Here is a 24,964-nt window from a genome sequence, read left to right on the forward strand (position 1 = left end):
GAGAACCTTCACTCGCCATCCGGCTTGATGAAGTCGGTCATCGCGGGCGCCTTGAGGACGAATTGGCGATCCGAGGTGATGTAATTATCGGCATGCAGGCGCGCGATCGGCTGATATCGGTCCGGATCGACATAACGCCCCTCCGCATCGAGGCAATCCTTGTGGACATGCATGTGCACGACTTCGCCCAATACCAGGGTACGGCGCGGATAATCGATCAGGCGCTCCACACGGCATTCGAAGGCGCAGGGCGATTCCGCCGCAAAGCTCGCATCGATCTTGCTGCAGGGCGTGGCCGTCAATCCGGCAATCGAAAGTTCATCCACCTCGCTGTCGAAACCGAGGCCGCAGACAAGCATTTGTTCGGACAGAGCCATATCGACCATGTTGATGACGAATTCGCCGGTGCGACGAATATTGGCCATCGTGTCCTTCTCCTCGCCCGTCACACGCGGCTGGATGCCGAGAACAACGATTGGCGGATCATGGGAGAAAACGTTGAAAAAGCTCATCGGCGCGGCATTATTGTGGCCAGCGGCCGAGCGCGTCGTGACAAGCGCTATCGGCCGTGGACCGATAAAATTGGTCAGCAAACGATAACGGCTCTGCGGCTCAAGCGCGGTAAAATCGAATTCCATGGGAGCACCTGATTTATTGTATACAATAATATTTCATATTGCAGACAATTACTCAATCGCCCTCATCACGGGATAGCCGATTTTGCTGCAACACATTTGGGGGAGCAAAGGAGAAGTAGCAAGCCCGCACGCATTCTCCAACCAAATGGACGGAGCCGCCATCCATGCATCGACTATAAGCGCAAAAACTCCCCGGCCTGGAGGGGTCCGGGGAGTAAACCTGACATCATGTCAGAAACTTTGACTGGAGCTAGTTACTCACCCGTTCGGAAACGGGGTGGATCTGAGTTGTCTAACCCTACTATGCTTTTTGTAGACTATTAGAACGCGCGCTGCAGGCGAACGAAGCCGGTCCACTTGTCGCCGCCACCGTTTACGCCTTCACGACCGTCTACGTCCTGATAGGTAACCGAAGCGAGCGTGGAGAAGCCCGAGGTGATCTTGTAGCCAACAGCTACGCCAGCGCGCCATGCGTCGCGGTCGCCAACGAAATCGTTGTTAGCACCGATATCGATCGTGCCGAAGTACTGGAAACCGGGGGTGATGGTGAGCTTATCAGTTGCCTTGATGGCGTACTCAGCAGCAACCGTCCACTCGGACTCTTCGTAATAGTAGTTGGCGCCGGAAGCCCATGCACCGGAGATACCGAGCGTGCCCGGGCCGATGTCAGCCGTGACGATTGCACGGATTGCACCGTTTTCCTGGTTGGTGTCGTAACCGCCGAGCAGGTTGGCCTTAACGCCGCCGAACTTGGCGCCGATGATAGCGCTGATGCCGACATCGTTCGTCCCGGCTTTGTTCGTCCCGGTTTTGAACGCACCGCCCTTCGTGACGCCGAGTTCCGAAACGCCCTTACGCGAGCCTTCCAGTTCCTCAACAGCAGCGCCGACATAGAAGGAACCAGCGTCGTAGGTGTAACGGATGGCGTTCAGACGGGTGCGGTTGGAGCTGAGCTGGTCATACTCACCGGAGAGACCGTCATCCCACCAGTTGTAGTAAAAACCGACCTTCAGGCCGCTGAGTTCGATGAAAGCCTGGTCGAGAACGACGTTACGATCAGTGTCGTTATCAGCCTGGCCACGGAAACCGAAGTAGCCGCGCAGAGCGCCGAGCTCGGTGTCCGAACGCGTGTCGACGTTGAACTGGGCGCGGGTGAAGGAATCCCAGTCGGACGTGCCGGACTGGTCACGACCGAAGTCGGTCTGGAAACGAACGTAACCGTCGAACTTCAGGCAGGTTTCAGTGCCGGGGATGTAGAAGAAGCCGGTGCCGAAAGCGTCGCAGACGCGAACATATTCCATGGGCTCGGGCTCGGCAGCGACGATGGCGTCAGCGGCCTGTGCGCCGGATACTGCTGCGAGAGCCGCAGCGGAGCCGATGAGAAGGCTCTTGATGTTCATTTGTAATCTCCAGTCAAAAATTTTTCAACGAATGCGCAAATTTGAGGGCTGGTCTTTTCCCTGCCGCCCGCTTCCCTGCGCTGATTCAGCAAATGACAGAAGTTGCCGCAGACTCGCAATTTAAATCGACGGAATACAAATACAGATAAAGTAAGCATTTTAATTTCGTAGTAAAATTACAACAAGTTAATAGTTTAAAATATAATATTTTGAATTCTTATTTCGAAATAATATAATTTATTACTTATATAAATATTCATAGAATAATAAATTGTAAATCGATAGAATGAAACATCTCCCGTTCCGCACGGGATCGGGAGACATCTTACAGGCTAGGGGAAACGAAGTGGTTTCGTTACAGAACCGCACAGGGCAAAGGCGGCAAAGCCACCCGGCCTCTCCCGGAAAGCCATATCTGGCCGATCTGAAACAACCGGCCGCCCGAGCGGCCTATAGGCGGCCTTCGGGTAAACCAGTCGCGAATATCGTCGTCTTCGCCAGCATGTCTTCGATCGCCTCTGCCGGCACCGGGCGGCTGAAGTAATAACCCTGACCGTAGGGGCAGCCGGCATCACGCAGAAATGTCGCCTGCTCGCCGGCTTCCACGCCTTCGGCAATAACATCGATGCCGAGAGATCCGGCAAGCTGGATCATGATCGAGACGATGGCGCTGTCCTTGGTCTTTTCCGGCAGATGGGTGAGGAACGAGCGGTCTATCTTCATGCATGACAGCGGGAATGTCTTGAGCATGCCGAGGCAGGAATAACCGATACCGAAATCATCCAGCGCCAGGCTGACACCCATCTGTTTGATGGCCCGCATGATCCGCACCGATGTTTCGACATCCTGAATGATGAGCGTCTCGGTGATTTCGATTTCCAGCAGGCATGGCGCAAGCCCGGTTTCCTTCAGCACCGACCTGATCTGCTGCACCAGCCCGCCCTGAAACTGCCGCGGAGAGATATTGACCGCCATTTTGACGGGCGACAGGCCGGCGGCGGCCCATGCCTGCGCCTGACGACAGGCCTTTTCGAGAATGCTTTCTCCGAGCTCGACGATCAGACCGGTTTCTTCCGCAAGCCCGATGAATTCCGCAGGACCGAGCAAACCTTCCGTGGGATGCTGCCAGCGCACCAGCGCCTCCACGCCGCTGATCCGGCTGCTGAAAAGATCGACCTGCGGCTGGAAGTGCAGCACAAACTCGTCCCTCTTTACGGCTTTGCGCAGTTCCTCGATGCGGGTGAACTTCTTTCTCAGATCATCCGCCATATTCGGGGTGAAGGTGGCAATGCTGTCGCGCCCGGTATGTTTGGCTTCATACATGGCGAGATCGGCCGCCGCAACGATTTCCGCCGTGGTTTCCCCATGTTCCGGGAAAAAGGCCATGCCGATGCTGCATGTGACCTTGATATCGTAATTGCCGATACGCAATGGCTGCGAGACAGCGGCGCGGATGCGCTGCAGGCGGTTTTCGACATCGTCCCTGCGCTCTTCGAGAATGATGACGAACTCGTCGCCGCCCACCCTGAGAACCAGATCGTTCTTCCGGAGGCTTTTCGCAATGCGCTCGGCGGTTTTCGACAGCAACGCGTCGCCGATGCTGTGGCCGAGCGTATCGTTGATCTGCTTGAAATTGTCGAGATCGAGAAAACCGATACCGACCCTTCGGTTCGCCTTTGCCGCCGCCGCCAGTATTTCCGGCAGTCTCGTATCGAGGAAACGGCGGTTCGGCAGCCGGGTCAGCATATCGTGATCCGCCAGGAAGGCGATATGTTCCGCCGCCCTTTTGCGGTCGATCGCCAGCCCCGCCATGCGCGCCGCAGCGCCGATAAACTCCACCAGCGCCGCATCCGGCTGGCGGCCGGCCAGCATGCACCAGACGAAACCATGCGCCTTGCCTTCGCTGGCGGGAATATCGAAACTGAAGGCCATGTGTTCTGCCGGATGGACAAGGCTCTCAGGATCGCTGACGCTGGAAACAAGCGCGGCCAGCCCCTCCTGCTGCGCCAGTGCCGGCGAGGCATAAACGGAAGGTTCCCCTTCCGCCGCATCGAACACCCGCACCGCGCAGGCCAGTCCGGTCGCGAGATTTTCGATGGCCTTGACGAACTCCTCGAGAAAATCCTCGATACGCGCCGCCGCGACGATCATTTCCAGAATATGCGCCTGCGCCTGAAGCAGTCTTTCCGAGGCCTTTTTCTGGGTTATATCCCGCGAGGCGCCGACCACGCCGATGATGTTGCCGGCCTTGTCCTTCAGCGGCACGCGCGACATCATGAGCCAGCGGTCGATATCGCCGCGCATGGCGCGTTCCTCGTAACCGAGATCCGGTTCGCCGGTGCGCATCACCCGCGCCTCGGTATCGGGAATGCCGGCGCGCTGCGCCGCTTCACCATTGATATCGTAGTCGGTGAGCCCGATCAGTTGCTCGACGGTGTCAAAGCCGTTTTCGGTGACGATGGCGCGATTGGCGAAAAGAAAGCGCCCTTCCAGATCCTTCGCATAGATAAAATCCGGCACGTGGTCGATCATCGCTTCCAGAAGCGCGTGCCGGTCGGAAGGATTGCTGTTTTCGCTCATGTCAGGAGTGGCGGATGGCGTGACATCGCGCTTTTTTCGCGACATCCGGTTCTCTTCGGGTGTCTTCGGGCCTTTGGAACGCACCTCTCCGCCTCATCATTTTATAAGGAAGCAGAATAGTAGGATTATACGTCTTATATAAATATGAACAACGACAGTAGATTGCCGGGAAACCAGCCTTTTGCAGCAACCTCCCTGAATCAAAACGGCGCAACAGAAGCTGCGCCGTCAAAACCACAGGCGGCAATTCGTTGACCGTCAAACCACCGGCGTCGGCAGTTCTTTGCCGGCAAAATGGGCATCGAGATTGGCGAGAACGAGATCAGCCATGGCGCGGCGCGTCTGGTGCGTGCCGCTGCCGACATGCGGAGCGAGCGTGACGTTGTCGAAAGCGAAAAGCGCTTCCGGCACACGCGGCTCATCCTCGAAGACATCCAGCGCCGCGCCACCGATCGTGCCGCTGGCAAGAGCTTCGACAAGCGCCTTCTCATCCACCAGCGAACCACGCGCCACATTGACGAGCACACCCTGGGGGCCGAGGGCCTTCAGCACATCCGCATTGACGATATGGCGCGTTTCGGCCGTAGCGGCGGCGGCGATGATCAGTACATCACAATTGGCGGCAAGCGCCTCGATGCTGTCATAATAATCATAGGCGACATCGCGGCGGTTTCTGGCGGTGTAGGAAATGCGCGCATCGAAACCTTCAAGCCGCTTTGCGATTGCCTGACCGATGCGGCCGAGGCCGAAAATGCCGTAACGGCGACCGGCCACGCGGGTGGAAAGCCCCATATCGCCCTTCAGCCATTGGCCGGTGCGCACATGCTGGTCCGCCTGCGGCAGCTTGCGCGCCTGCGCCAGAACGAGGCCAAGCGCGAGGTCGGCGACATCAGCGGTCAGCACGTCAGGCGTATTGGAGACGCGAAAACCGCGCCGCTTGGCTTCAGCCAGATCGACCTTGTCGAAACCGACACCGTTGATGGCGACAATTTCAAGATTGGGAAGTGCAGCGCCAATATCCGCCGGCAGGCCGATATGGCCGCCGGTGACGACGCCTCGGATCGCCGCACCCTTTTCAGCGAGCAACGCCGCCTTGTCAGCAGCCTCGAACAGGCGATGCACGGTGAAGCGCTGCGCGAGTTCTTCTTCCAGTGCCGGGATGAGCGGGCACAATTGCACGATTTCAGTGGTCATGAAGTTTCCTTTGCGCCGGTGAACTACTTCACATCGGCCTTGACGAATTGCCGGAGTTCCGGCGTTTGCGGATTGGCGAAGAGTTCCGAAGAACGGCCCTGCTCCCAGATCTTGCCCTTGTGCATGAAGATGGTTTCGGTCGCCACGCGGCGTGCAAAGGCCATTTCATGGGTGACGAGAATCATGGTCATGCCGTCTTTGGCGAGATTTTCCATGACGGTCAGCACTTCCTCGGTCAATTCAGGGTCGAGCGCCGAGGTCACCTCGTCGAACAGCATCACCTTCGGCCGCATGGCGAGCGAGCGGGCAATCGCCACACGTTGCTGCTGGCCGCCGGAAAGCTGATCCGGATAGGAATCGAATTTCTCCGAAAGGCCGACGAGTTGCAGAACTTCGCGGGCAATATCCTTGGTTTCCGATTTCGCCACATCCTTGACGATACGCGGCGCGAGCATGATGTTTTCGCCGACCGTCAGATGCGGGAAGAGATTGTAGCTCTGGAACACGATGCCGACATCGGTGCGCAGCTTGCGCAGCGCCTTGGCATCTTCCCCGATCGCATGACCTGCAATTTCGATACGGCCGGAATTGATCTTCTCCAGCCCGTTCATGCAGCGCAGCAGCGTGCTCTTGCCCGAACCCGAGCGGCCGATGAGGGCGAAGACTTCACCGCGGCCGACCGTCAGCGACACGCCTTTGAGGACTTCCAGAGCGCCAAAGCTCTTGTGAACGTTTTCAACGATTACTTCCGGCATGAAGCCTCCTTTCCAGCCAACGCGAGAGCTGGGACAACGGGTAGCAGACGATGAAATAAAGCACGGCCACGGCGACGAAGACGCGGAACGGCTGGAACGTGGCATTGTTGATGAGCTGCCCCGCTCTCGCCAGTTCGACGAAACCGATGATCGATGCGATGGACGTATTCTTGACGACCTGAACGGCGAAACCGACGGTCGGCGGTAGCGAAATGCGGATCGCCTGCGGCAGGATGACGTAGCGATATTGCTGGGCGCGGGTCAGCGCCAGCGATTCCGACGCTTCCCATTGCTGCTTCGGCACCGCCTGGATGCAGCCGCGCCAGATTTCCGCGAGATAACCCGATGTGTAAATCGTCATCGAGGCGCCGGCGGCAAAGAGCGGTGGCAGTTCCAGCCCGGCAAGGCTGAGGCCGTAATAAGACAGGAACAGGATCATCAGCACCGGAATGCCCTGGATCACCTGGATATAGGTGCCGGCGGCAATGCGCAGCGCCTTGAAGTTCGAGGTGCGGGCGAGCGCCACGAAGAAGCCGACGATGCCGCCGCCGATAAGCGCAATGATCGTCAGAAGCACGGTCCATTGCAGCGCGGTCAGCAGGAAGCCGAATTCGTTCCAGCCGAAAGTTCGAAGAGTCATGACTGCACCTCCGGCATGGCGGTCATCGTCTTGCGGGCAACGCGGCGGCCGAACAGCCACATGCCGACAAGGGCAAGGATGAGCCGCAGGCTGAGCGCCAGCGCAAGATAGATGAGCGTGACGACGATATAGACCTCGAAGGAGCGATAGGTCTGCGATTCCACGAAGGCTGCGGCGGCCGCAAGCTCATGGGTGGAAATGGCCGAACATATGCTCGATGCCAGCATCATCAGCACGAACTGGCTGCACAGCGAGGGATAGACCTTGGCGATGGCCGGCACGATGATGACGTGGCGATAGATCTGATACTTGGTAAAGCCGAGCGCCTCGCCCGCCTCGATCTGCGACTTGTGCACCGCCTCGATGCCGGCGCGGATGATCTCCGTCGAATAGGCCGCGAGGTTGATCGTCATACCGATCAGCGCCGCCGTATCCGCCCCTACCCTGAAGCCGAGGCCCGGCAGGCCGAAATAGACGATGAAAAGCTGCACGAGAAACGGCGTATTGCGGATGACTTCCACATAACCGTCCACGATGATGCGGACGATGCCGCCATTGATGGACCGCAGCGAGGCCAAAAGAATGCCGAAAGCGCAGCCGAGCACGATGGACAGGACCGACAGCTTGATCGTCAGCCATATGCCGTTCAGAATCTCGTTCTGATACTGGGCGAGCGCGCCGAATTGGAATGTATAGGACATGCGTCACTCCGTTGACATTTCCCGGGCCCGCCGAAAATCTTCCCGGCGGGCGCGTTGAAAGGCTCAATCAGAAGCTTGGCAATTGCGGCAGCGGACGGCCGGTCCACTTGACCGAGATGCGGTCGAGATCGCCGGACATCTTCATGAGGTAGATGGAAGTGTTGAGCCATTGGCGCAGCTCGAAATCCTCAAGCTTGGTCGCCATGGAATTGCCCTGCTGGAAGAAGGTGAAACCGACCTGCAGACCGGCTTCCGGACGCTGCTTGATGATCGCTTCGCCAACCGTGGACGGCAATGCCACGGCATCCACCTGACCGGCGAGCAGTGCCTGGGCGCTGGTGGAATCGTCTTCGTAAACGACGATTTCGAGACCTTCGACATTGGCCTTGCGCAGCGCGGTTTCCTGCGAGGAACCGCGATTGACCGAAACGCGCTTGCCCTTGAGGCTGTCGAGATTTTCGAACTTCTGGTCCTTGCCGGAAATGATGTCCATGTTGAAGGCGCTGTAGGGCTGCGTGAACATCACGGTCTTGGCGCGTTCACCGGTCGGCGCGAGCGTCGCAACAAGGAAATCGACCTTGCCGGTCTGAAGTGCGGGAATACGCGCAGGCGGTGTCAGCGGCACCAGTTCCACCGGCAGCGACAGGTAAGAACCAATGAGATTGGCGACATCCACGTCGTAACCGGAAGGATTGCCCTTCTCATCCACCATGCCCATCGGCGGCGCACCGGTCAGAACACCGATCTTGACCTTGCCGCGTGCCGTGATCTCGCTGATCGAGACGGCATGGGCGGACGTGGTTGCGGCAAGCGTTGCTGCTGCAACACCGACGGCAACGGTCATGTTCTTCAGAAATCTGGATATGCTCATGGTTTCTCCTCCAACCTTATAGTGGCTGCCCAAAATGGAACAGCGGCCTTGCGCAAACCGAAAAATGTTCTCGATAACATTTTAACGCGATTGACTAAAAACTCCTCCCAAGAAACCGCGAAAGCACAAAACCAGATGAATATCCTATGAAATTCAATGTTTTCGGCTGGTTATCGATTTTCCTCTGTTCGACACCGTTTCACGTTCTTGGCAGGATCAATAATGCATGTTATCGGTATCATTGCAAGTCCGATCTACAGAACTGTTTCGGTCGGCAATCATTCGGGAGGAAACATGTACACACGCTCGGCAATTTTCGAAGGCAGGATTCACCCCGGCCGGGAGGAGGAGTTTTTCCGTATCGTCGAGGAGAAATTGCTGCCGGTCTGGAAACGCATGCCGAATGCGCAGGCCGTTCGGGTGATGCGCACCGAGCGCACCGATCCGGACGCGGCCTCGATCATCATGGTGCAGGAAATCGACTATCCGTCGATGGAAGCAGTGGAGGAAGCGCTGGTTTCCCCCGTCCGGCTGGAAGGTCGGGTGCTGACGGATGAGATGATGAGCATGTGCGACGGACGTTTTTACCATCTGGTCTATAGCCGCGTCGCATAAATCCGGTGCACGCCGCATCGATCTGCAATCATACGGCGTGCTTTCCCTTATTGTCTTCGTGTATGTCTTGTCCTGAACCGGTTCGAATTTAGGGAGACATGCTTTGGTGGAGCGCACGCCCTTGGCCGCAGCGTTAGTCACGTCAAAAAAAGCAACCATGAGCGATGTCTCGAAACTCGCGGGCGTCTCCAAGATGACCGTTTCGCGGGTGCTGGCCGATCCCGCCCTGGTGTCCGAAGAGACCCGCCAGAAGGTGATGAAAGCCATCGAGAAGCTGGGCTATGTGCCTGACCGGATCGCCGGTTCGCTGTCCTCCCGCCGCACCAATTTCATCACCGCCATCCTGCCGACGCTCACCAACTCCAACTTCGCCGATAGTGCACAGGGGCTTGCCAATGCGCTGCGCGCCGCCGACTACCAGTTGCTGATCGGCTATACGATGTACGATCTGCAGGAGGAGGAACGCGTCATCCGCACCATGATGGAGCGCCGCCCCGATGCCATCGTCGTCGCCGGCACGGTGCATACCAAGATGGCGAGCGAAGTTTTGATGCGCGCCGGTATCCCGATCGTGGAAATCTGGGATGTTCCCGAACACCCGATCGACCATGCGGTCGGTTTTTCCAATTACCAAGTGGGAAGAACTGCCGCCAAACATCTGATATCGCTTGGCTTCAAGCGAATCGGCGCGCTCGGCTCAAGGGCCGATGGCGATGTGAAGGACTGGCGCGGCGAAAGCCGCCTGCTCGGTTTCGGCGCGGCCCTGCGGGAAGCCGGTATTGCCGATGACCTCATCATCCGCGAAGGCAGCGCCCCGGTCTCCTATGACCACGGGGCAAAGACCCTCGGCTCGCTGCTGGCCAAGGCGCCAGATGTCGAGGCCATCTTCGCCGTATCGGATATTTCCGCCGTCGGCGCGCTGATGGAATGTCATCGAAGGGGAATCAGTGTCCCTGACCGCATTTCCATCCTCGGCTTCGGCGACTTCGATATTGGCCGGCAATGTTACCCGGCGATTTCAACGATCCGCGTCGATGCCCAGATGATCGGCCGCAAAGCGGGCGAGTTGCTGCTTTCGATACTGGAGGCGGAAAAGGATGCCATTGTTCCCGAAGGCGCAAGGGTGGATGTCGGGTTCGAGCTGATCGTGCGGGAAACGACGAAGCGGCTGGGTGGGTGAGACTCTAGCTAGAGCGGGCGCCACTTGTTTCTTCTCCCCAAGGGGGAGAAGTCCGCGGCAGCGGGATGAGGGGGCAGGCTCTCCGAAATCCGGCAACGTTGCCCCCTCATCTGACCCTTCGGGCCATCTTCTCCCCGGCGGGGAGAAGAAAGACGCCGAACCAATGCAGCCCGATCTGGGCTATAGACCTTTAAAGGCCCAACTTACCGCGCACCCCACGTATCCGTCAGACGATACCCTTCCGGCCACGGATCGGACGGATCGAGCATGTGCTGGTGAATACCGGTGATCCAGCCGCGGCCGGAAATTTCGGGCAGGATGGCCGGACGATCACCGACCTTGGTGGTTCCGAGAATACGGCCGGTAAAGGTAGAGCCGATCAGCGACACCGCCGTCAGGGTTTCGCCCTCCTTCATCTCGCCGCGCGCATGTAGCACCGCCATGCGGGCTGAAAGTGCCGTGCCGGTCGGCGAACGGTCCACCTTGCCCGGCTGGATGGCGACGGCCGCCCCTGCCCGCAGGCCTTCAGCCGTGCGCTCCACCTTGCCAGCGAACAGGCAGAAGGAAAAATGTTTCCAGTCCGGGTTTTCCGGATGGTCGAAGCCCAAAGCCTTGTTGGCGGCATTGGTGATGCGCACGCCGAGGCGGGCAATCTCATGCGCCTCTTCCGGCTTCAGGCTGAACCCCATCGCTTCGGCGTCGACGATAACGAAGCTGTCGCCGCCATAGGCCGTGTCCACCTTCAGCGTGCCGAGGCCTTCAACCTCGAGTTCGACATCGAGTTTTGCGGCAAAGCTCGGCAGGTTCTGCACGAAAATGCGCTCGGCCTTGCCGTTGCGGCATTCGGCACGCACCTTCACCAGCCCGCCCGGCGCTTCCAGCAGCATATGGGTTTCCGGCTCCTGCATCGGCACGATGCCGCCATCCAGAAGCACGGTGGAAACGCAGATGGAGTTGGAACCGGACATGGGCGGCGTGTCTTCCGGCTCCATGATGATGAAGGCGGCATCCGCGTCGGGATGTTTCGGCGGCACCAGCAGGTTGACGTGCCGGAACACGCCGCCGCGCGGCTCGTTGAGCACGAAATTGCGCAGGGTCTCATCGCGGGCAATGAAGCGGCTCTGCTCCCAGATCGTTTCGCCCGGCGGCGGCCTGACACCGCCGACGATCACATCCCCCACCTCGCCTTCCGCATGGGCGGAAATGACATGAACGGTCTTGATACTGCGCATTCAAAACTCCTTAGGAAAGCCATGAAGGAAGAAGGGATGGGGCACGGCCGGTCAGCGCGCTTTCAACGCAATCGGCAAGGCTGCCGAAGCGCACTGCGCGGCCGCTGAGGCCGGGTCCGTAATGGGCGTATTTGCCGGAATTGGTCATCAGGGCACGGGTCTTCGTCGGGAAAACCGGCTCGGAAATGGAGCACCAGCAAAGATCAGGCAGCACCTGCACGCCACTGTCGCGCAGGCTTTGCAAAGTGCCGTCCTGCCCGGCCGCATCAATGACCTGCTGGCCGGCCGTGACGATGACGGCGACATCCGCGTGACGCCGGCGGCCGGCAAATTCAGCCGCAAGCGCGTGGCACTCCTCCAGCGAGGCATGCGGGCTACCGATGGCAACGAGCTGCACGTCCTCCGGCCCCTCATTCAGCAGCGACCAGCCGGCGGCCATATCTGCGAGCGAAATGGTGACGGTCTCGGCTGTTTCCAAAGGCGCAAGCCCGGCTTCCGGGGTCACATCCTCAATATGCAACATGGGCGCGGCGGAGGTGGTGCCGAAGGCGGCGCAAAGCGCCTTGAGATCATCCCGCGACGGTTTCGCAGGGCCAAGGCCGCGCAGCAGCGGAATGCAATCCGGCGCGGCCTTGCCCGCCAGATAACCGATGAGTGGCCAGAAGGCATCATCCACCCCCTGCGGCAACGCCACATTGACGATGCGCTGAGGACGGCGATTTTCCTCCAGATAGACGCCGGCAAGCGGCGCCCTGCCCGTCAGCGCGATGCAGAGATCGAGAAAATCCGGATGTTTCGCCGTGCGCGCGCCAAGCACCGTATTGGCGAAGATCACCGCGTTCGATTCGGCCCAGGCGATCATGTCGCCCGCCTGCGGCGCACTGTCGAGCAGGTAAGGCGAACAGGTGAAAGTCGGGCGACAGCCCATGCGCACATAGGCATCCGCCAGCCTTGCGGCCGGGTCGCCGAAATCCTCCGGCATGCCCTGCGAACGCCAATGCGCCTTGTCCACCGAAATGGCGTTCATGGTCGTCGGCACCCGTACCTTCGCGCCCATCTCCGCCATTTTTTCCGCGAAGGTGAGATTGGCGGGGCTGGCATAGATGCAACCGTCAATATGGCCCTGAGTGACATCGACAAGCGCCGATGCCCCCTGCTGGGCGGCCATGGCGACGGTGATGCGCATGGCCTGCTGCACGGCGACGCCATCGCGTCCTTCGAGCATGGCCCGGTCGTCATCCCTGAGATCGAGATGCGCCGTCGCCGGCGGCGTGATAGCAAGGGAAACGCCATCGGCTTCGATGGCCGTCTCATCGATACGGACATGAACGGCTTTAGAGAACCGGGCGAAATTTTCCGCGTCGAGGCGCAGCACCGGCAAAGGCTTGCCGAACATTTCGGCGGCGATCAGCGCGCCCAGCGTCAGCACGTCCTCGGCCTCGCCGAAGACCAGCGCCGAGGGCGCACGGCCCGTCAGGATAAGATCGAGCAGCACACCCGAACCGGTGCACGAACCGCGGCTGGTGGGCATGAACAGCACGCCGCCGGTGAGACAGGTGCCATGCAGCGGGTGGTGCACGTCTATCACCCGGCCGGTGGCGGGATCGACCCCGCCCCAGAAACTCAGCGCTTCGGTCGTCGCAATCACGGGACCTTCGGCCGAACCGGCCAAAATGCTGCGGGCTTCAGGAACGGCTGTTGTCGAGAGGGAAGAAGACATCGGAAATCCCCGTCAGAAACGTTGCGGCGAAAATGCCCTTGTATCGATGGCGGGTTTTTGCCCCGTCAGAAGATCGGCGACGATGCGGGCCGTGCCCGCCGATTGCGTCAGCCCCAGATGCCCGTGGCCGAAAGCATAGACCACCCGCGCCGTGTGCCGTGCTTCGCCGATGGCCGGCAGGCTGTCCGGCAGCGACGGGCGAAAGCCCATCCACTGCTTGCCGCCTTCGGTTTTCAGGCCCGGCAGGAAGGCTTTCGCCTTGGTCAGCAACGCTTCGGAACGGGCGAAATTGGCCGGAAGCTCCAGCCCGCCCAGTTCCACCGCGCCACCGACGCGGATGCCCGAGGAAAGCCGCGTGACGACGAAACCATGGCCGCCGAAAGTCACCTGCGTGCGCAGATCGAAGGCGCAAGACGGCAGGGTTGTATTATACCCCCGTTCGGTTTCCAGCGGAATTTTTTCCCCGAGCGAACGGGCGATGCGATGCGAAAAGGCGCCGGCCGCCAGCACCACCCTGGCGGCCTTGCGGGTGCGTCCGTCATGGCTCACCACCTCGACACCGTCTTCCAGCGGCCTGAGCGAAGCGATATCGAGGCATTCGATACGGCCGCCAATGGTGCGGAAATGCTCGGCCAGCGCCAGCGTATAAAGCTTGGGATCGGCGATGGAATACCAGCCGGGCGTAAAGGTTCCGCAGGTGAAACGCGGCGCGATGCCGGGCTGTATCTCAGCCATCTGTTCGGCATTGAGATGCCGGAACTCGATGCCGTGCCGCTCGCGCGCCTTCCAGCCGGGAAGCGAGGCTTCGAATTCCGCCTCGCTTTCATAGACCTGGAGGTTGCCCTCCTTGCGCAGCATGGCGATGGTGTCGGTCTTTTTCAGGAACGGCTCCAGCTCGGCCTTGGCGAGATCCATCAGCGCCGTCTGGGCGGCGGTGGAATGCTCCACCTTCGAAGCCGCACAGGCTCGCCAGAACCGGAACATCCACGGCGCAATTTTCAACGCATAGGCCGGCGGCACGCTGAGCGGACCGAGCGGATCGAGAAGCCACTTCGGCGCTTTCCAGAGAATGCCGGGCGATGCCAGCGGCAGGATATCCGTGAAGGCGAAGGCGCCGGCATTGCCGGCGGACGCGCCCGCCGCCGGTCCCTCGCGGTCGATGACCGTGACCGAGAGGCCACGGCCCTGCGCCGCGATTGCCGCCGAGAGGCCGACGACGCCGGCCCCGATGACGATGACATCATTGGCTGGCATTACCGCACGCTCGCCAGGAATTTCTGGGTTTCAGCGTGCTGCGGCGCGCCGAACAGCTGATCCGGCGTGCCGATTTCCGCCATCACACCCTGATGGAAGAAGGCGACGCGGTTCGAGACATCGCGGGCGAAGGCCATTTCATGGGTGACGCAGATCATCGTCATGCCCTCATCCGCCAGCATCTTCAGCGTATCGAGCACTTCGCCAACCAGCATCGGGTCGAGCGCAGACGTGACTTCGTCGAACAGCATATATTCCGGCGACATGGCAAGCGCGCGGGCAATCGCCATACGCTGCTGCTGACCACCCGACATGCGGTTCGGATAGACCTTCAGCTTTTCGGCAAGACCCACATGGGTCAGTTGCTTCACCGCGATTTCCTCGGCCTGCTCCTTCGAGATGCCGAGCACCTTGCGCGGCGCGAGCATGACGTTTTCGAGCACCGTCAGATGCGGGAAAGCGTTCCATTGCTGGAAGACGATGCCGACCTTGCGGCGCAGCTTGTTGAGGTCGGTGGACTTCGCATGCACTTCCGTGCCGTCGATAACGATCTTGCCACTGTCGATCGGCTCGAGGCCGTTGATGCAGGTCAGCAGGGTCGACTTGCCGGAACCGGAGCCGCCGATGATGGTGACGACCTCGCCCTTGTTGACGGTGAGGTTGATCCCTTTCAGAACCTCCAGCGGGCCGAAGGATTTGCGGACGTTTTCGATCTCAATCATTGGGGGACCACCGTCTTTCGAGATACCCGCCGAAACGGGCGATGGGGAAGCTGATAAGGAAATAGATGGCGCCGCAGATCATCAGGATGGTCAGCGGTTCCTGCAGGCGGGTGACGAGGATCTGCGAGGCGCGCAGAAGCTCGATAAGGCCGAGCCACAGCACCAGCGCCGAATCCTTCATGACGCCGAGCGTGAGCCCGATCCACGAGGGCAGCGACACGCGGGTAGCAAGCGGCAGCACGATGTAGCGCATGTCCTGGGACCAGGTCATGCCCAGCGACCGGCAGGCGCGGCGCGTATTGGACGGCACCGCATCGATGCCGCCGCGCACGATTTCCGTGCAATAGGCTGCCGTATAGAGCGACAGCACCACGCAGGAAGTGGTGAAGGGCGGCCAGCCGAGCTTGGCGATCGACTGGAAGGCGTTGCCGAGCACGAGCTGGATGAGCAGCGGCACGGAACGGAAAATATCCAGCACGAAGGTCAGCGGCAGCGACCAATAGGGGCCGAACTGGAAACGGATGATACCGAAGATGATCCCCATGACGGTGCCCGCCGTGACGGCGACGGCGGTGACGGCGAGCGTCATGCCGGCACCCTTGGCGAGGAAGGCGAGATCACTCCAGGTGAGAGCGGTTTCAAACATGGCTCACCTCTCTCAATAACGGAACAGACGCGCGGCCAGCAATCTGGCGGCGAGCGTGACGATCTTGGCGATCACGTAATAGATGACCGCGGCGAGCGCGAAGAATTCGAAGGTGCGGAACGAGCGCGCATTGAGCGCCTGGGTCACACCGGCGAGATCCGTATTCATGCCGACCGTGACACCGAGCGAGGTCATGAGGATTGCCCAGACCATCTGGTTGGTGGCGGGCAGAAAGGCGACGCGCAGCATCTGCGGCAGGATGATGAGCCGGAAGGTCTGCATCGAGGTCATGCCGAGCGAACGGCCGGAGCGCGTCTGCGTATCGGGAATGGCCTTTAGCGCGCCGCGGAAATTCTCCGCGAGATAACCGGCATTGTTGAAGGCGATACCGACCAGAAGCGCGGTATAGGGGCTGAGATGAATGCCGAAATTGCCAAGGCCGAAATGGGCCATGTAAATCTGGAACAGCGCCGGCGTGTTGCGGGCGATTTCCACCCAGACGGCGGCGAAAGCGCCGAGAATGCGGTTGCCGGAGAGCCGGAACAGCGTCAGCACGATGGCGCAGGAAAGACCGATCACCATCGACAGAATGGCGATCTGCAGCGTCACCACCGCACCGTCCAGAAGCTGCGGCAAAGCCTTCAGCGCCTGATTCCAGTGAAATGTATAATTGAACATGGGCGTCCCGCCTCTTCAGAAACGATCAACGGCGCGATCATCTTGACCGCGCCGTTTACGAAAAGTCCTGATCAGCGATAAACGCCGTTGACGGTGAGCGAGGGAACTTCGCCGCCAACCCATTTTTCATAGAGTTCGGCGTAACGGCCGGTGCGAACCTGCTGGTTGATGAAGAGGTTCAGGTAGTTGATGAAGCCGTATTCGTCACGGTTAGTGAAGAGCGCGACATAATCGATGTCATAGGGCGCCTTGCCGACCACGGAGATGCTCGCGAACTTGCCGCCCTTGACGTTGGACTGCGCAACCGTCGAAGTGGACACGGTGGCGTCGATCTGGCCCTGGCTGAGCGCGAGGAACACATCGGCCTGCGTCTGGTACGGACGGAATTCGCCGACGCCCCATTCCTTGACCGTCTTTTCGAGCGCGATGGCTTCGAACGTGCCGGCGGTTGCACCGACGGTCTTGCCCTTCATGTCCTCGAAGGACTTGATGCCGGACTTGTCGTTGGCCGTAACGGCCATTTCGAAAGCGAAGTAAGGCACGGTCATGCCGACCGTCTTGGCGCGCTCCAGCGTATCGGAGGTCGAGGCAACACCGACATCGACGCGGCCGGACATCAGTGCCGGAATACGCTCGGGGAACGGCGTTTCGACGATTTCAGCCGTGACGCCGAGCGCCTTGGCGAGATCGTTGCAATAATCGACATCGAAGCCGATCGGGTTGTTGGCGTCATCACGCGCGCCCATGGGCGGGAAATCGAGCACGACGGCGCAACGCAGCGTGCCGGACGAAATGATGTCGTCAAGTTTGTCGGCCTTGGCCGGAGTAATAGCGAAAGTGGCGGCCAAGAGGCCAGCGACGATGACCGATTTTTTCATTCTTTATTTGCTCCCACAATTGGTCTGCCTTTGAAGGCGCGGTCACTATTTCCCCATGGCGGCGATAAATCAACATAAAAATACAACGAGTATACAAAAAGAATTTTTGCATGTGCGAACTGATGAGGTGTCGCGGATGATTACGCAAGCCGGCGCGGGGGCAGCGGACAAGGTGGGCGAAACATCCAGCATCCCTCATTCCTGTGCTTGTCACAGGAATCTAGCCAGCCCAAGTCTTTGGGTTGAAAGAGGCTTTCCGACGCGCAGACGCGCGCCGACTGGATTCCTGTGACAAGCACAGGAATGGGGGCTTAAGGTATCTTCGTGTTTGACAGGGTGGCCTTCTGCTCTGACTGAGCTTCATCGAAAAGACACGTTGCAATACTCACGTCTTTGTATACTTTATGTATTCAAAATGTGCGAGCCCTATCGGAGGACTATGATGAGCGACACGACCACCTTGACCATTGAGGCACTTTTCCAGCGGGTCGAGTCGATTTTTTTGAGGGCCGGGCTGAATGCCGTACAGTCGGGAGCGCTGGCGCGCGTCATTACTGCCGGTGAGCGGGACGCCTGCAAGTCCCACGGCATCTACCGTATCGAAGGCGCGCTCCGCACCGTCAAAGCCGGCAAGGTGAAGCCCGATGCGATACCTGAAGTGGCAGAAAACGACGGCACGGCCATCGTGAAGGTCAATGCCAAAGGCGGCTTCGCCAACCCCGCCTTCGAACTTGGTCTGCCGGTTCTGGTGGAGCGGGCGAAACGCGCGGGCATCGCAGCGCTCGTCATCAATGACTGCACACATTTCTCGGCGCTCTGGCCGGAAGTCGAAGGGCTGACCGAAAACGGTCTTGCCGGGCTGGTCATGTGCCCGAGCTATTCCACCGTCGCGCCCACTGGCGGCAGCAAGCCGCTGCTCGGCACCAACCCCTTCGCTTTCGGCTGGCCACGCAAGGACACCTCCCCTTATGTCTTCGATTTCGCCACATCGGTTGCGGCACGCGGTGAAATAGAACTGCATCGGCGGGCCGGAAAGCCCCTGCCGGAAGGCTGGGCTCTGGATGCCGACGGCAAGCCGACGACCGACCCGGAAGCGGCCCTTGCCGGCTCCATGCTGCCCTTTGGCGGCCACAAGGGATCGGCCATCGGCACCATGATCGAGCTTCTCGCCGGCATCATGATCGGCGATCTCACCAGCCCCGAAGCGCTCGAATTTCTCGGCACCACCACGCTTGCCCCCACCCATGGCGAGTTGATCGTCGCCTTTTCTCCGGAAGCCTTTGCCAAGGGCCGCCCCGGCGATCCCTTCCAGCGCGCGGAAGTGCTGTTCGACGCCATCATCGGCCAGGGCGCCCGCCTGCCCTCGGGCCGCCGCTTCACTGCCCGCACCAAATCCGAAAGCGAAGGCATCACGCTTACCGCCGCCGAAATGGCCGGACTCGACCGGCTGCTTGATAAGGGGCTGGATGCGGTTTCCTGACCGCGTTTGGATGTGGAAATAAAAAAAGGCCCGCGATTGCGGGCCTTCTCATAGCGACAGCGTCACTCAGCGTTTTTTTTTGCGACTGCATAGCATCCCCGCTCCGTCACCCCGGACTAGATCCGGGGTCCAGCGCGATCAAGTCCTTGATCGCGGAAGACTCTTTCACGGCGCAGACACGCCGTGGCTGGATGCCGGATCAAGTCCGGCATGACGGAGGAGAGACATCAAACCTCATAACATGCAAAAAGGCCCGCAGTTGCGGGCCTTTGTTTTCACGGCAGCGATATCTCAGGCCGCCTTGCAGGCCTGCACGGCGCCCGGAAGCTTGCTCCAGTCGGCGTACCAGCTGTTGAACAGCTTGAACTGCGCCTCGACATAACCGCGCTGGCTGTCGGTCAGGGCGTCGGTTTCGTTGAAGTGCAGCGTGTATTCCTTGTCGCCCTTCAGCACCATCATGTGCTTGAAATAGAGAACCAGATCCGGGCCTTCATCGAAGGAAGAGAGGACGGCGAGCGCCTGTTCCAGCTCCAGCGCGCGGGCGCGGGCGTCCGCATCACCCTTTGCGGCGGCCTGCGACAGCTTGCAGAGGTGAATGACTTCCTTCGGCAGAACATTGCCGATTCCAGTGATGGCGCCGGTGGCGCCGCAATTGACGAAGCCGTGGAAAACGGCCGTATCGACGCCGATCATCAGGGTGACTTCATCATCGCGGCTGGTGATGTTTTCGGCCGCATAACGCATATCGGCCGGGCCGCCGAATTCCTTGAAACCGACGAGGTTCTTGTGCTCGGCGCGCAGCGCGAAGAAGAGATCGGCGCGAGTGGCGAAGCCGTAATACGGGCTGTTGTAGATGACGGCCGGGATTTCCGGAGCAGCCGAGAGGATGGCCTTGAAGTGGGCCTTCTGGGCGGCGATGACCGAACCGCGCGACAGGACGCGCGGAATGACCATCAGGCCCTTGGCGCCAACCTTCTGGGCGTGGGCGGCATGGGCAACGGCAGATGCCGTGTTGACCGCGCCGGTGCCGACGATGACCGGAATGCCGGCTTTCACCAGGCGTTCCACGCCTTCCATGCGCTGCTCGTCCGTCAGGAGCGGCCAGTCGCCCATGGAACCGCAATAAACCACGGCCGACATGCCATCGGCGATCAGTTCCTTGCCCTTGCGAACAAGCGCATCGAAATCAGGGGTGCGATCATCCTTGCAGGGGGTCATCAAGGCGGGAATCACGCCGGAAAAAATGCTGGCCGTCATTTCAAGCTCCTAAGGGACATGTTTTTCGGGAATGGACGCACCTCCGCGCCACCCTTTCGACAAGGACATTACAATCTTGTATTTTATTTGTCGACAAGAAATCGACAAGCTACAGATTTATTTCCAGCCGTTCGTTTCGCACCAGCAGTTTCTGCACCTGCCGCACGATCTGTTCGGCATGCTCGCGGGCCAGTCTTTCGGAAAGAGCGATATCGCGCGCGGCAATCGCCGCGATGATCTCATCATGATCGTCGACGAAGCGCTTCGGCAGACGATCGTCATAGGACTGGTAATAAAGCCTGAGAATGCGTCGTCCCTCATCCAGCAGGCGCTTGAACAGGCTGGTGAAATAGGGGTTACGCCCGGCTTCGGCGATGGAAAGGTGAAGGGCGGCATTGGTGGAGATCATCGCCAGCGCATCCTGCTCCTCCACCGCAATGGCGAATTCCGCATTGTGGGCGCGGATTCCGGCCAGATCCTCCGGACGGTGATATTGCGCGGCAAGCTGCGTCGTTACCCGATACATCAACACCAGCGCATCGAAATAGGTGTGCATGTTGAGGAAATCGATATTCGACACCATGGTCGAACGGTTCGGCAGCGTATCGATCAGCCCCTCGCCCGAAAGCCGCACCAGCGCCTCGCGGATCGGCGTGCGCGACATCTTGAACCTTTCGGCAAGCTGCACCTCGTCGATGGGGCTGCCCGGCGGCAGAACCAGATCGAGAATCTCGTCGCGCAGCAGATCATAGACCATCTTCACGCCGGAGCCGCGCTTGCGCTCGGCAGAAGCAATTATATCCGTCATCATCAAATCCCTCTTGTCGACATAAAGAGTACTATTATATTTTTTCCCGATCAACGCCGCGCAGCGCCGCAGCCTCTTCGAATGGCGGAATAATTGTTCAAAAACAACAAAAAGCCGTCGCGAAAATTGCCCGCGACGGCTTTTGATCGTTCAGTTTGTGGCGTGGACGCTGTTTATAGGGCATCGCCGACTAAAGAAGGACGACTTCCCCAGGAAGCGAAGAGTAAGCCGTTCGTCTCTTCTCCCCGAGGGGGAGAAGTCCGCGGCAGCGGGATGAGGGGGCAAGGGTAGAGATATTCCGAGAGCTTGCCCCCTCATCCGACCCTTCGGGCCACCTTCTCCCCGCCGGGGAGAAGAAACGCCCAGCAATGTCTCGCCTCAAGCCAGCATCAATTGCGCAGGCCGGTGGCCACGACGGAAATCTTGAAAGCGCCGTCCAGCGTCGGATCGAAGGAAGCGCCCATCACCACATCGGTTTCCTCACTGACCGCCTCGCGCACCAGCGTCATTGCCTCGTCGATCTCGTAAAGCGTCAGATCGTTGCCGCCGGAAATGGAAACCAGCGCGCCCCGCGCTTCCTTCAGCGACGGTTCGCCGAGCAGCGGGTTGGCGATGGCTGCGGCCGCCGCTTCCGAGGCGCGCTTTTCACCCTTGGCCTGCGCCGTGCCCATCAGCGCCCGGCCGCCATTCTTCATGACATAGCGCACATCGGCAAAATCGAGATTGACCAGGCCTTCGCGCAGGATGAGATCGGTGATGCAGCGCACGCCAAGCGACAAAACCTTGTCGGCCGTCTTCAGCGCATTTTCGAAGGTCGTGCCGGCATCGGCAATGCGCAGCAGGTTCTGGTTGGGAATGACGATGACGGTATCTGCCGTGTTGAGCAGGTTGGCGAAGCCATATTCGGCAGCCCGCATGCGGCGCGCGCCCTCGAAGCTGAAGGGGAGCGTGACGACACCGACGGTAAGGATGTTCTTCGCCCGGCAGGCTTCAGCGATGACGGGAGCAGCGCCCGTGCCGGTGCCGCCGCCCATGCCGGCGGTGATGAAACACATGTCATAACCGCTCAGGTGATCCATGATCTCGTCGAGGGAATCGATCGCCGCCTGCCGGCCCACCTCGGGATCGGCGCCCGCACCAAGCCCGCCGGTCAGTTCGGAGCTGAGCTGCACGAGCCGCGGCGCGTTGGTCTTCTTCAGCGCCTGCGCATCCGTATTGGCGGCAATGAAATCGACGCCGCCGATGCCCTCGGCAATCATGTTGTTGATCGCGTTGCCGCCACCGCCACCGACGCCGACGACGGCGATATTGGGCGTGTTGCGGGCAATGGTGGCGCGCGGAGACTGGGTCATCGTCTTATTCTCTTTCTAAACTCATAGGGTCCCGCGCCGTTTTTTGACCGCGGCACGCGAATGATCGGCAAGGTTCCAGCGCTTCCTCCCCGATGGGGGAAAGAGGCTGTAACGCTTTGAATTTTCATGCCGGCCTTTCACCCCATAATGGCGAAAGAACGGTGTTCCAGGGGGCGAAAGATGCTCCACGGCGACGTTCTCCGACCCCTTCCCCGGATGAAAACCGAACCGAATCAACTGCTTCGCTCTTGAAAGGTGATAGCCGAAAAGGCACGCCGTTTACACTCCATTCACTATGTTTATCTCACTTTGGAACGAGTTGCGCCGAGAAGTGTTTGCATGCCGACCGCGCTGGAGCGGCGGGAAATAAAACGGAACCGGTCCCGCCGCTGCGGGTTTAGTTGAAGCCTCGGATGATCCGCAACCGCGCTACAGTTTTCAATCCGATGCTCTGAAACACAGAATGGAGGCAGGCATATGTTGGCAGACGTCTTGCAAAACGAACCGGGTTTCCGCACGGAACAGCCGCGTGTGCTGATCGTGGAAGACGAATTCCTCATCGCCATGGATATAGAGGATTCCATTTTGCAGGCGGAAGAAGAGGCGGATGTCATCGGCATCGCCAACCGGCTGGAAGACGCCGTGACGCTTGGCAGCCGTGCCGATATCGCCTTTGTCGACGTCAACCTTGCCGATGGACAGACCGGCCCGGAGATCGGTCGGCGGCTTTCCGAAGATCATGGCGTGGTGGTGATCTTCATGACGGCAAACCCCGAAGTCGTCGTCAATCTCGGCATCGGCGCCGGCGTGATCGCCAAGCCCGTGCCGCAGGATGCCGTGGAGCAGTGCCTCGCCTATGCCCTTGCCAAACGTGCAGGCACCCATGCCGTGACGCCCATCGGCATGATGGCTTTCGACTGAGATATTCCCTGAAAACAAAGGCAAGACGCTGAAAACAAAAAAGCCTGCCGCGGGAGGAGGTGCGGCAGGCTTTTTGAAAAGATGAACAGCGATATGGGAGGAGGAAAACCGCTGTCCCCGGGGCAATCCTTTGGGAGGAGGAGTAGGATCACCCGCTTTACCAAAAGGATGTGGGAGGAGGTACATCCCTTTCGATGATTGGAAGATAGCATTTTTCTGCGCATTTGACAGGCATAAGCTTGCAGCACAGATATGCATTCAATGCATGGCGATATTTATCGCCTGACGCCGAGAAAACCCCACCCTTCGGCTCGGACTTCCACATCGCCGGATTATCTGGCGGATATTCGCGGTAGAAGCGTCCCATATCCCCCAAAACAAAAACGCCCGCTGAGCGGGCGTTTGGGCATTCAAAAGAGGCGATATCGCCTTGATTACCTGCCAACGGCGGCGCGGGCGACGCTAGTGATCTGGCTACGATCGATACCGAGATCGTGCAGTTCACGGGTGCTCATACGGCCGAGTTCGTTGATGGTCTGACGATATTTGCGCCAGTTATTGAAGCTGCGTGCTACGTTCATGACATTACCCTTTCTGAGGTTTAGGTGACGTCAGTAACGTTTTCGTTCCGGCGTCCTTTGATGCCCCCTATATGCGCTTTTCGATGACGAATTAACAGGCAGAATAAGGCAATCCACCCATGCGCTGCGTGCACGGGTTCCAATCTGCGGCGTGCGAAAATGGGAAAGGCGGTTGAATTTTTGGCAGTCTGCGGAACCAGACCCTGTCCAGCCGCCTAGAATTTGTAGCGGACGCCGAAGACGTTGGCGTTTGTCGCGCCCTTCATGTTGCCGAGCGTCTTGCCGCCGCCGGAGCGGTGGTGAAGCCGCCAGAAGAATTCCGTCGAGGAATCCTCACTGAAGGACACGTTGATCTCAGGCCCGAGATAAAACAGGACATTCGCGTTACCGTTGTCCTTGATTTCCTGTTCCCGCTCGCGGCCGGGCTGCGCATCCGTCACGAGGCTCAGGCCTGCCGTGAAGCTCGGCGTGATGAACAACCGCTCTCCGAGCCTGATCTGCTCGTAACGTGCAACCGGACCCGCCCATACTTCACCCGTAAAGCCCTTGCCGAACCTGCCGGCGACGCCGATTTCGCCACCGAGTTTCAGATTGCCGATATGGTAGGGATAGAACTGATAGCCACCGCCCAGAATGGCATTGCGCTCATATTCCACCGGAAAGAGGGCAGCACTTTTCAGCATGTCCTCTTTCGTCAGGGCGCCGCCGAAACCGAATATCGCTTCGCTCGTCTCCGATGTCATATCTTCTGACGCGAGAGATGGCGTTGCCGCCAGTGCGATCATGGCCGCCAGTGACAGACGTGCTGCAATATTCATTTTGCTACTCCTGAACAAAGCCCGCTTACCCAGCCGTCCTCAT

Annotated in this window: 24 protein-coding genes; 4 read left to right on the plus strand and 20 right to left on the minus strand. The window is 59.6% G+C overall.

The window, feature by feature from the left end:
* Positions 1–8 precede the first annotated feature (8 nt).
* The 8 genes from ACQZ5N_RS11235 to ACQZ5N_RS11270 form a co-directional block, all read right to left on the minus strand.
* Positions 9–638, minus strand: a complete 630-nt coding sequence (locus ACQZ5N_RS11235) for a flavin reductase family protein (protein ID WP_448732915.1) — start codon at positions 636–638, stop codon at positions 9–11.
* A 320-nt stretch (positions 639–958) separates the two neighbouring features.
* A complete protein-coding gene (locus ACQZ5N_RS11240; protein ID WP_448732916.1) occupies positions 959–2,038 on the minus strand; it encodes a porin in 1,080 nt (359 codons plus the stop codon).
* Positions 2,039–2,488: 450 nt separating this feature from the next.
* On the minus strand, positions 2,489–4,663 hold the full coding sequence (locus tag ACQZ5N_RS11245) for a putative bifunctional diguanylate cyclase/phosphodiesterase (protein WP_448732917.1): 2,175 nt from the start codon (positions 4,661–4,663) through the stop codon (positions 2,489–2,491).
* A 213-nt stretch (positions 4,664–4,876) separates the two neighbouring features.
* The gene (locus ACQZ5N_RS11250) at positions 4,877–5,812 is read right to left on the minus strand and encodes a 2-hydroxyacid dehydrogenase (RefSeq protein ID WP_448732918.1); all 936 of its coding nucleotides are present in this window, start codon (positions 5,810–5,812) and stop codon (positions 4,877–4,879) included.
* 23 nt (positions 5,813–5,835) lie between these two features.
* Positions 5,836–6,567: an amino acid ABC transporter ATP-binding protein gene (locus tag ACQZ5N_RS11255; protein WP_003521699.1), complete on the minus strand. Its 732-nt coding sequence runs from the start codon at positions 6,565–6,567 to the stop codon at positions 5,836–5,838.
* Complete coding sequence (locus ACQZ5N_RS11260; RefSeq protein ID WP_003521700.1) at positions 6,548–7,207, minus strand: amino acid ABC transporter permease; 660 nt, start codon at positions 7,205–7,207, stop codon at positions 6,548–6,550. The genes ACQZ5N_RS11255 and ACQZ5N_RS11260 overlap by 20 nt, the downstream gene beginning before the upstream one ends.
* Positions 7,204–7,908: an amino acid ABC transporter permease gene (locus tag ACQZ5N_RS11265; RefSeq protein WP_003505665.1), complete on the minus strand. Its 705-nt coding sequence runs from the start codon at positions 7,906–7,908 to the stop codon at positions 7,204–7,206. The genes ACQZ5N_RS11260 and ACQZ5N_RS11265 overlap by 4 nt, the downstream gene beginning before the upstream one ends.
* Before the next feature lie 67 nt (positions 7,909–7,975).
* On the minus strand, positions 7,976–8,779 hold the full coding sequence (locus tag ACQZ5N_RS11270) for a transporter substrate-binding domain-containing protein (RefSeq protein ID WP_020811663.1): 804 nt from the start codon (positions 8,777–8,779) through the stop codon (positions 7,976–7,978).
* Between the two features lie 294 nt (positions 8,780–9,073).
* Here ACQZ5N_RS11270 and ACQZ5N_RS11275 point away from each other — a divergent pair, with 294 nt between their 5' ends.
* Together ACQZ5N_RS11275 and ACQZ5N_RS11280 are read left to right on the plus strand one after the other, a co-directional pair.
* A complete protein-coding gene (locus ACQZ5N_RS11275; RefSeq protein WP_003505663.1) occupies positions 9,074–9,394 on the plus strand; it encodes a hypothetical protein in 321 nt (106 codons plus the stop codon).
* Between the two features lie 157 nt (positions 9,395–9,551).
* The gene (locus tag ACQZ5N_RS11280; RefSeq protein ID WP_448732919.1) at positions 9,552–10,574 is read left to right on the plus strand and encodes a LacI family DNA-binding transcriptional regulator; all 1,023 of its coding nucleotides are present in this window, start codon (positions 9,552–9,554) and stop codon (positions 10,572–10,574) included.
* Positions 10,575–10,777: 203 nt separating this feature from the next.
* Here ACQZ5N_RS11280 and ACQZ5N_RS11285 read toward each other — a convergent pair whose 3' ends face one another.
* From ACQZ5N_RS11285 to ACQZ5N_RS11315, 7 genes are all read right to left on the minus strand, one after another.
* Positions 10,778–11,806, minus strand: coding sequence for a trans-3-hydroxy-L-proline dehydratase (locus ACQZ5N_RS11285; RefSeq protein ID WP_448732920.1), 1,029 nt, complete (start codon positions 11,804–11,806; stop codon positions 10,778–10,780).
* A 10-nt stretch (positions 11,807–11,816) separates the two neighbouring features.
* A complete protein-coding gene (gene lhpI / locus ACQZ5N_RS11290) occupies positions 11,817–13,526 on the minus strand; it encodes a cis-3-hydroxy-L-proline dehydratase (RefSeq protein ID WP_448732921.1) in 1,710 nt (569 codons plus the stop codon).
* A gap of 12 nt (positions 13,527–13,538) precedes the next feature.
* Entirely contained in the window at positions 13,539–14,780 is a 1,242-nt protein-coding gene (locus ACQZ5N_RS11295) for an NAD(P)/FAD-dependent oxidoreductase (protein ID WP_448732922.1), read from the minus strand.
* The gene (locus tag ACQZ5N_RS11300) at positions 14,780–15,502 is read right to left on the minus strand and encodes an amino acid ABC transporter ATP-binding protein (RefSeq protein WP_020811659.1); all 723 of its coding nucleotides are present in this window, start codon (positions 15,500–15,502) and stop codon (positions 14,780–14,782) included. The genes ACQZ5N_RS11295 and ACQZ5N_RS11300 overlap by 1 nt, the downstream gene beginning before the upstream one ends.
* Complete coding sequence (locus ACQZ5N_RS11305; protein WP_080818941.1) at positions 15,495–16,148, minus strand: amino acid ABC transporter permease; 654 nt, start codon at positions 16,146–16,148, stop codon at positions 15,495–15,497. Before ACQZ5N_RS11305 ends, ACQZ5N_RS11300 begins: the two co-directional genes overlap by 8 nt.
* A 12-nt stretch (positions 16,149–16,160) precedes the next feature.
* Complete coding sequence (locus ACQZ5N_RS11310) at positions 16,161–16,826, minus strand: amino acid ABC transporter permease (RefSeq protein ID WP_003521708.1); 666 nt, start codon at positions 16,824–16,826, stop codon at positions 16,161–16,163.
* Positions 16,827–16,897: 71 nt separating this feature from the next.
* On the minus strand, positions 16,898–17,704 hold the full coding sequence (locus tag ACQZ5N_RS11315) for an ABC transporter substrate-binding protein (protein WP_448732923.1): 807 nt from the start codon (positions 17,702–17,704) through the stop codon (positions 16,898–16,900).
* A 442-nt stretch (positions 17,705–18,146) separates the two neighbouring features.
* On the opposite strand from ACQZ5N_RS11315, the gene ACQZ5N_RS11320 reads away from it, so the two are divergent.
* Positions 18,147–19,184, plus strand: a complete 1,038-nt coding sequence (locus ACQZ5N_RS11320) for an Ldh family oxidoreductase (RefSeq protein WP_448732924.1) — start codon at positions 18,147–18,149, stop codon at positions 19,182–19,184.
* A 291-nt stretch (positions 19,185–19,475) separates the two neighbouring features.
* On the opposite strand, the gene ACQZ5N_RS11325 is transcribed toward ACQZ5N_RS11320, so the two are convergent.
* The 3 genes from ACQZ5N_RS11325 to ftsZ all read right to left on the minus strand — a co-directional run bounded on the left by ACQZ5N_RS11325 (position 19,476) and on the right by ftsZ (position 22,601).
* Entirely contained in the window at positions 19,476–20,441 is a 966-nt protein-coding gene (locus tag ACQZ5N_RS11325) for a dihydrodipicolinate synthase family protein (RefSeq protein WP_142846053.1), read from the minus strand.
* 109 nt (positions 20,442–20,550) lie between these two features.
* Positions 20,551–21,249, minus strand: a complete 699-nt coding sequence (locus tag ACQZ5N_RS11330; RefSeq protein WP_080820927.1) for a GntR family transcriptional regulator — start codon at positions 21,247–21,249, stop codon at positions 20,551–20,553.
* A gap of 389 nt (positions 21,250–21,638) precedes the next feature.
* Positions 21,639–22,601, minus strand: a complete 963-nt coding sequence (gene ftsZ, locus ACQZ5N_RS11335; RefSeq protein WP_003521714.1) for a cell division protein FtsZ — start codon at positions 22,599–22,601, stop codon at positions 21,639–21,641.
* A gap of 477 nt (positions 22,602–23,078) precedes the next feature.
* On the opposite strand from ftsZ, the gene ACQZ5N_RS11340 reads away from it, so the two are divergent.
* Complete coding sequence (locus ACQZ5N_RS11340; protein WP_448732925.1) at positions 23,079–23,522, plus strand: response regulator; 444 nt, start codon at positions 23,079–23,081, stop codon at positions 23,520–23,522.
* 434 nt (positions 23,523–23,956) lie between these two features.
* On the opposite strand, the gene ACQZ5N_RS11345 is transcribed toward ACQZ5N_RS11340, so the two are convergent.
* Complete coding sequence (locus tag ACQZ5N_RS11345; RefSeq protein WP_003521716.1) at positions 23,957–24,103, minus strand: DUF1127 domain-containing protein; 147 nt, start codon at positions 24,101–24,103, stop codon at positions 23,957–23,959.
* A 215-nt stretch (positions 24,104–24,318) separates the two neighbouring features.
* Positions 24,319–24,921: a hypothetical protein gene (locus ACQZ5N_RS11350; RefSeq protein WP_448732926.1), complete on the minus strand. Its 603-nt coding sequence runs from the start codon at positions 24,919–24,921 to the stop codon at positions 24,319–24,321.
* Positions 24,922–24,964 lie beyond the last annotated feature (43 nt).

The organism is Agrobacterium sp. 22-221-1 (assembly GCF_053522445.1).

What these genes read in the sequence shown, in the direction of transcription:
- ftsZ (WP_003521714.1), bottom strand. Translation starts at nt 22,601, where the DNA reads ATGACCCAGTCTCCGCGCGCCACCATTGCCCGCAACACGCCCAATATC.
- ACQZ5N_RS11250 (WP_448732918.1), bottom strand. Translation starts at nt 5,812, where the DNA reads ATGACCACTGAAATCGTGCAATTGTGCCCGCTCATCCCGGCACTGGAA.
- ACQZ5N_RS11275 (WP_003505663.1), top strand. Translation starts at nt 9,074, where the DNA reads ATGTACACACGCTCGGCAATTTTCGAAGGCAGGATTCACCCCGGCCGG.
- lhpI (WP_448732921.1), bottom strand. Translation starts at nt 13,526, where the DNA reads ATGTCTTCTTCCCTCTCGACAACAGCCGTTCCTGAAGCCCGCAGCATT.
- ACQZ5N_RS11255 (WP_003521699.1), bottom strand. Translation starts at nt 6,567, where the DNA reads ATGCCGGAAGTAATCGTTGAAAACGTTCACAAGAGCTTTGGCGCTCTG.
- ACQZ5N_RS11350 (WP_448732926.1), bottom strand. Translation starts at nt 24,921, where the DNA reads ATGAATATTGCAGCACGTCTGTCACTGGCGGCCATGATCGCACTGGCG.
- ACQZ5N_RS11340 (WP_448732925.1), top strand. Translation starts at nt 23,079, where the DNA reads ATGTTGGCAGACGTCTTGCAAAACGAACCGGGTTTCCGCACGGAACAG.
- ACQZ5N_RS11310 (WP_003521708.1), bottom strand. Translation starts at nt 16,826, where the DNA reads ATGTTCAATTATACATTTCACTGGAATCAGGCGCTGAAGGCTTTGCCG.
- ACQZ5N_RS11295 (WP_448732922.1), bottom strand. Translation starts at nt 14,780, where the DNA reads ATGCCAGCCAATGATGTCATCGTCATCGGGGCCGGCGTCGTCGGCCTC.
- ACQZ5N_RS11300 (WP_020811659.1), bottom strand. Translation starts at nt 15,502, where the DNA reads ATGATTGAGATCGAAAACGTCCGCAAATCCTTCGGCCCGCTGGAGGTT.
- ACQZ5N_RS11270 (WP_020811663.1), bottom strand. Translation starts at nt 8,779, where the DNA reads ATGAGCATATCCAGATTTCTGAAGAACATGACCGTTGCCGTCGGTGTT.
- ACQZ5N_RS11320 (WP_448732924.1), top strand. Translation starts at nt 18,147, where the DNA reads ATGAGCGACACGACCACCTTGACCATTGAGGCACTTTTCCAGCGGGTC.
- ACQZ5N_RS11235 (WP_448732915.1), bottom strand. Translation starts at nt 638, where the DNA reads ATGGAATTCGATTTTACCGCGCTTGAGCCGCAGAGCCGTTATCGTTTG.
- ACQZ5N_RS11245 (WP_448732917.1), bottom strand. Translation starts at nt 4,663, where the DNA reads ATGTCGCGAAAAAAGCGCGATGTCACGCCATCCGCCACTCCTGACATG.
- ACQZ5N_RS11265 (WP_003505665.1), bottom strand. Translation starts at nt 7,908, where the DNA reads ATGTCCTATACATTCCAATTCGGCGCGCTCGCCCAGTATCAGAACGAG.
- ACQZ5N_RS11325 (WP_142846053.1), bottom strand. Translation starts at nt 20,441, where the DNA reads ATGACGGCCAGCATTTTTTCCGGCGTGATTCCCGCCTTGATGACCCCC.
- ACQZ5N_RS11305 (WP_080818941.1), bottom strand. Translation starts at nt 16,148, where the DNA reads ATGTTTGAAACCGCTCTCACCTGGAGTGATCTCGCCTTCCTCGCCAAG.
- ACQZ5N_RS11280 (WP_448732919.1), top strand. Translation starts at nt 9,552, where the DNA reads ATGAGCGATGTCTCGAAACTCGCGGGCGTCTCCAAGATGACCGTTTCG.
- ACQZ5N_RS11240 (WP_448732916.1), bottom strand. Translation starts at nt 2,038, where the DNA reads ATGAACATCAAGAGCCTTCTCATCGGCTCCGCTGCGGCTCTCGCAGCA.
- ACQZ5N_RS11315 (WP_448732923.1), bottom strand. Translation starts at nt 17,704, where the DNA reads ATGAAAAAATCGGTCATCGTCGCTGGCCTCTTGGCCGCCACTTTCGCT.
- ACQZ5N_RS11345 (WP_003521716.1), bottom strand. Translation starts at nt 24,103, where the DNA reads ATGAACGTAGCACGCAGCTTCAATAACTGGCGCAAATATCGTCAGACC.
- ACQZ5N_RS11260 (WP_003521700.1), bottom strand. Translation starts at nt 7,207, where the DNA reads ATGACTCTTCGAACTTTCGGCTGGAACGAATTCGGCTTCCTGCTGACC.
- ACQZ5N_RS11330 (WP_080820927.1), bottom strand. Translation starts at nt 21,249, where the DNA reads ATGACGGATATAATTGCTTCTGCCGAGCGCAAGCGCGGCTCCGGCGTG.
- ACQZ5N_RS11285 (WP_448732920.1), bottom strand. Translation starts at nt 11,806, where the DNA reads ATGCGCAGTATCAAGACCGTTCATGTCATTTCCGCCCATGCGGAAGGC.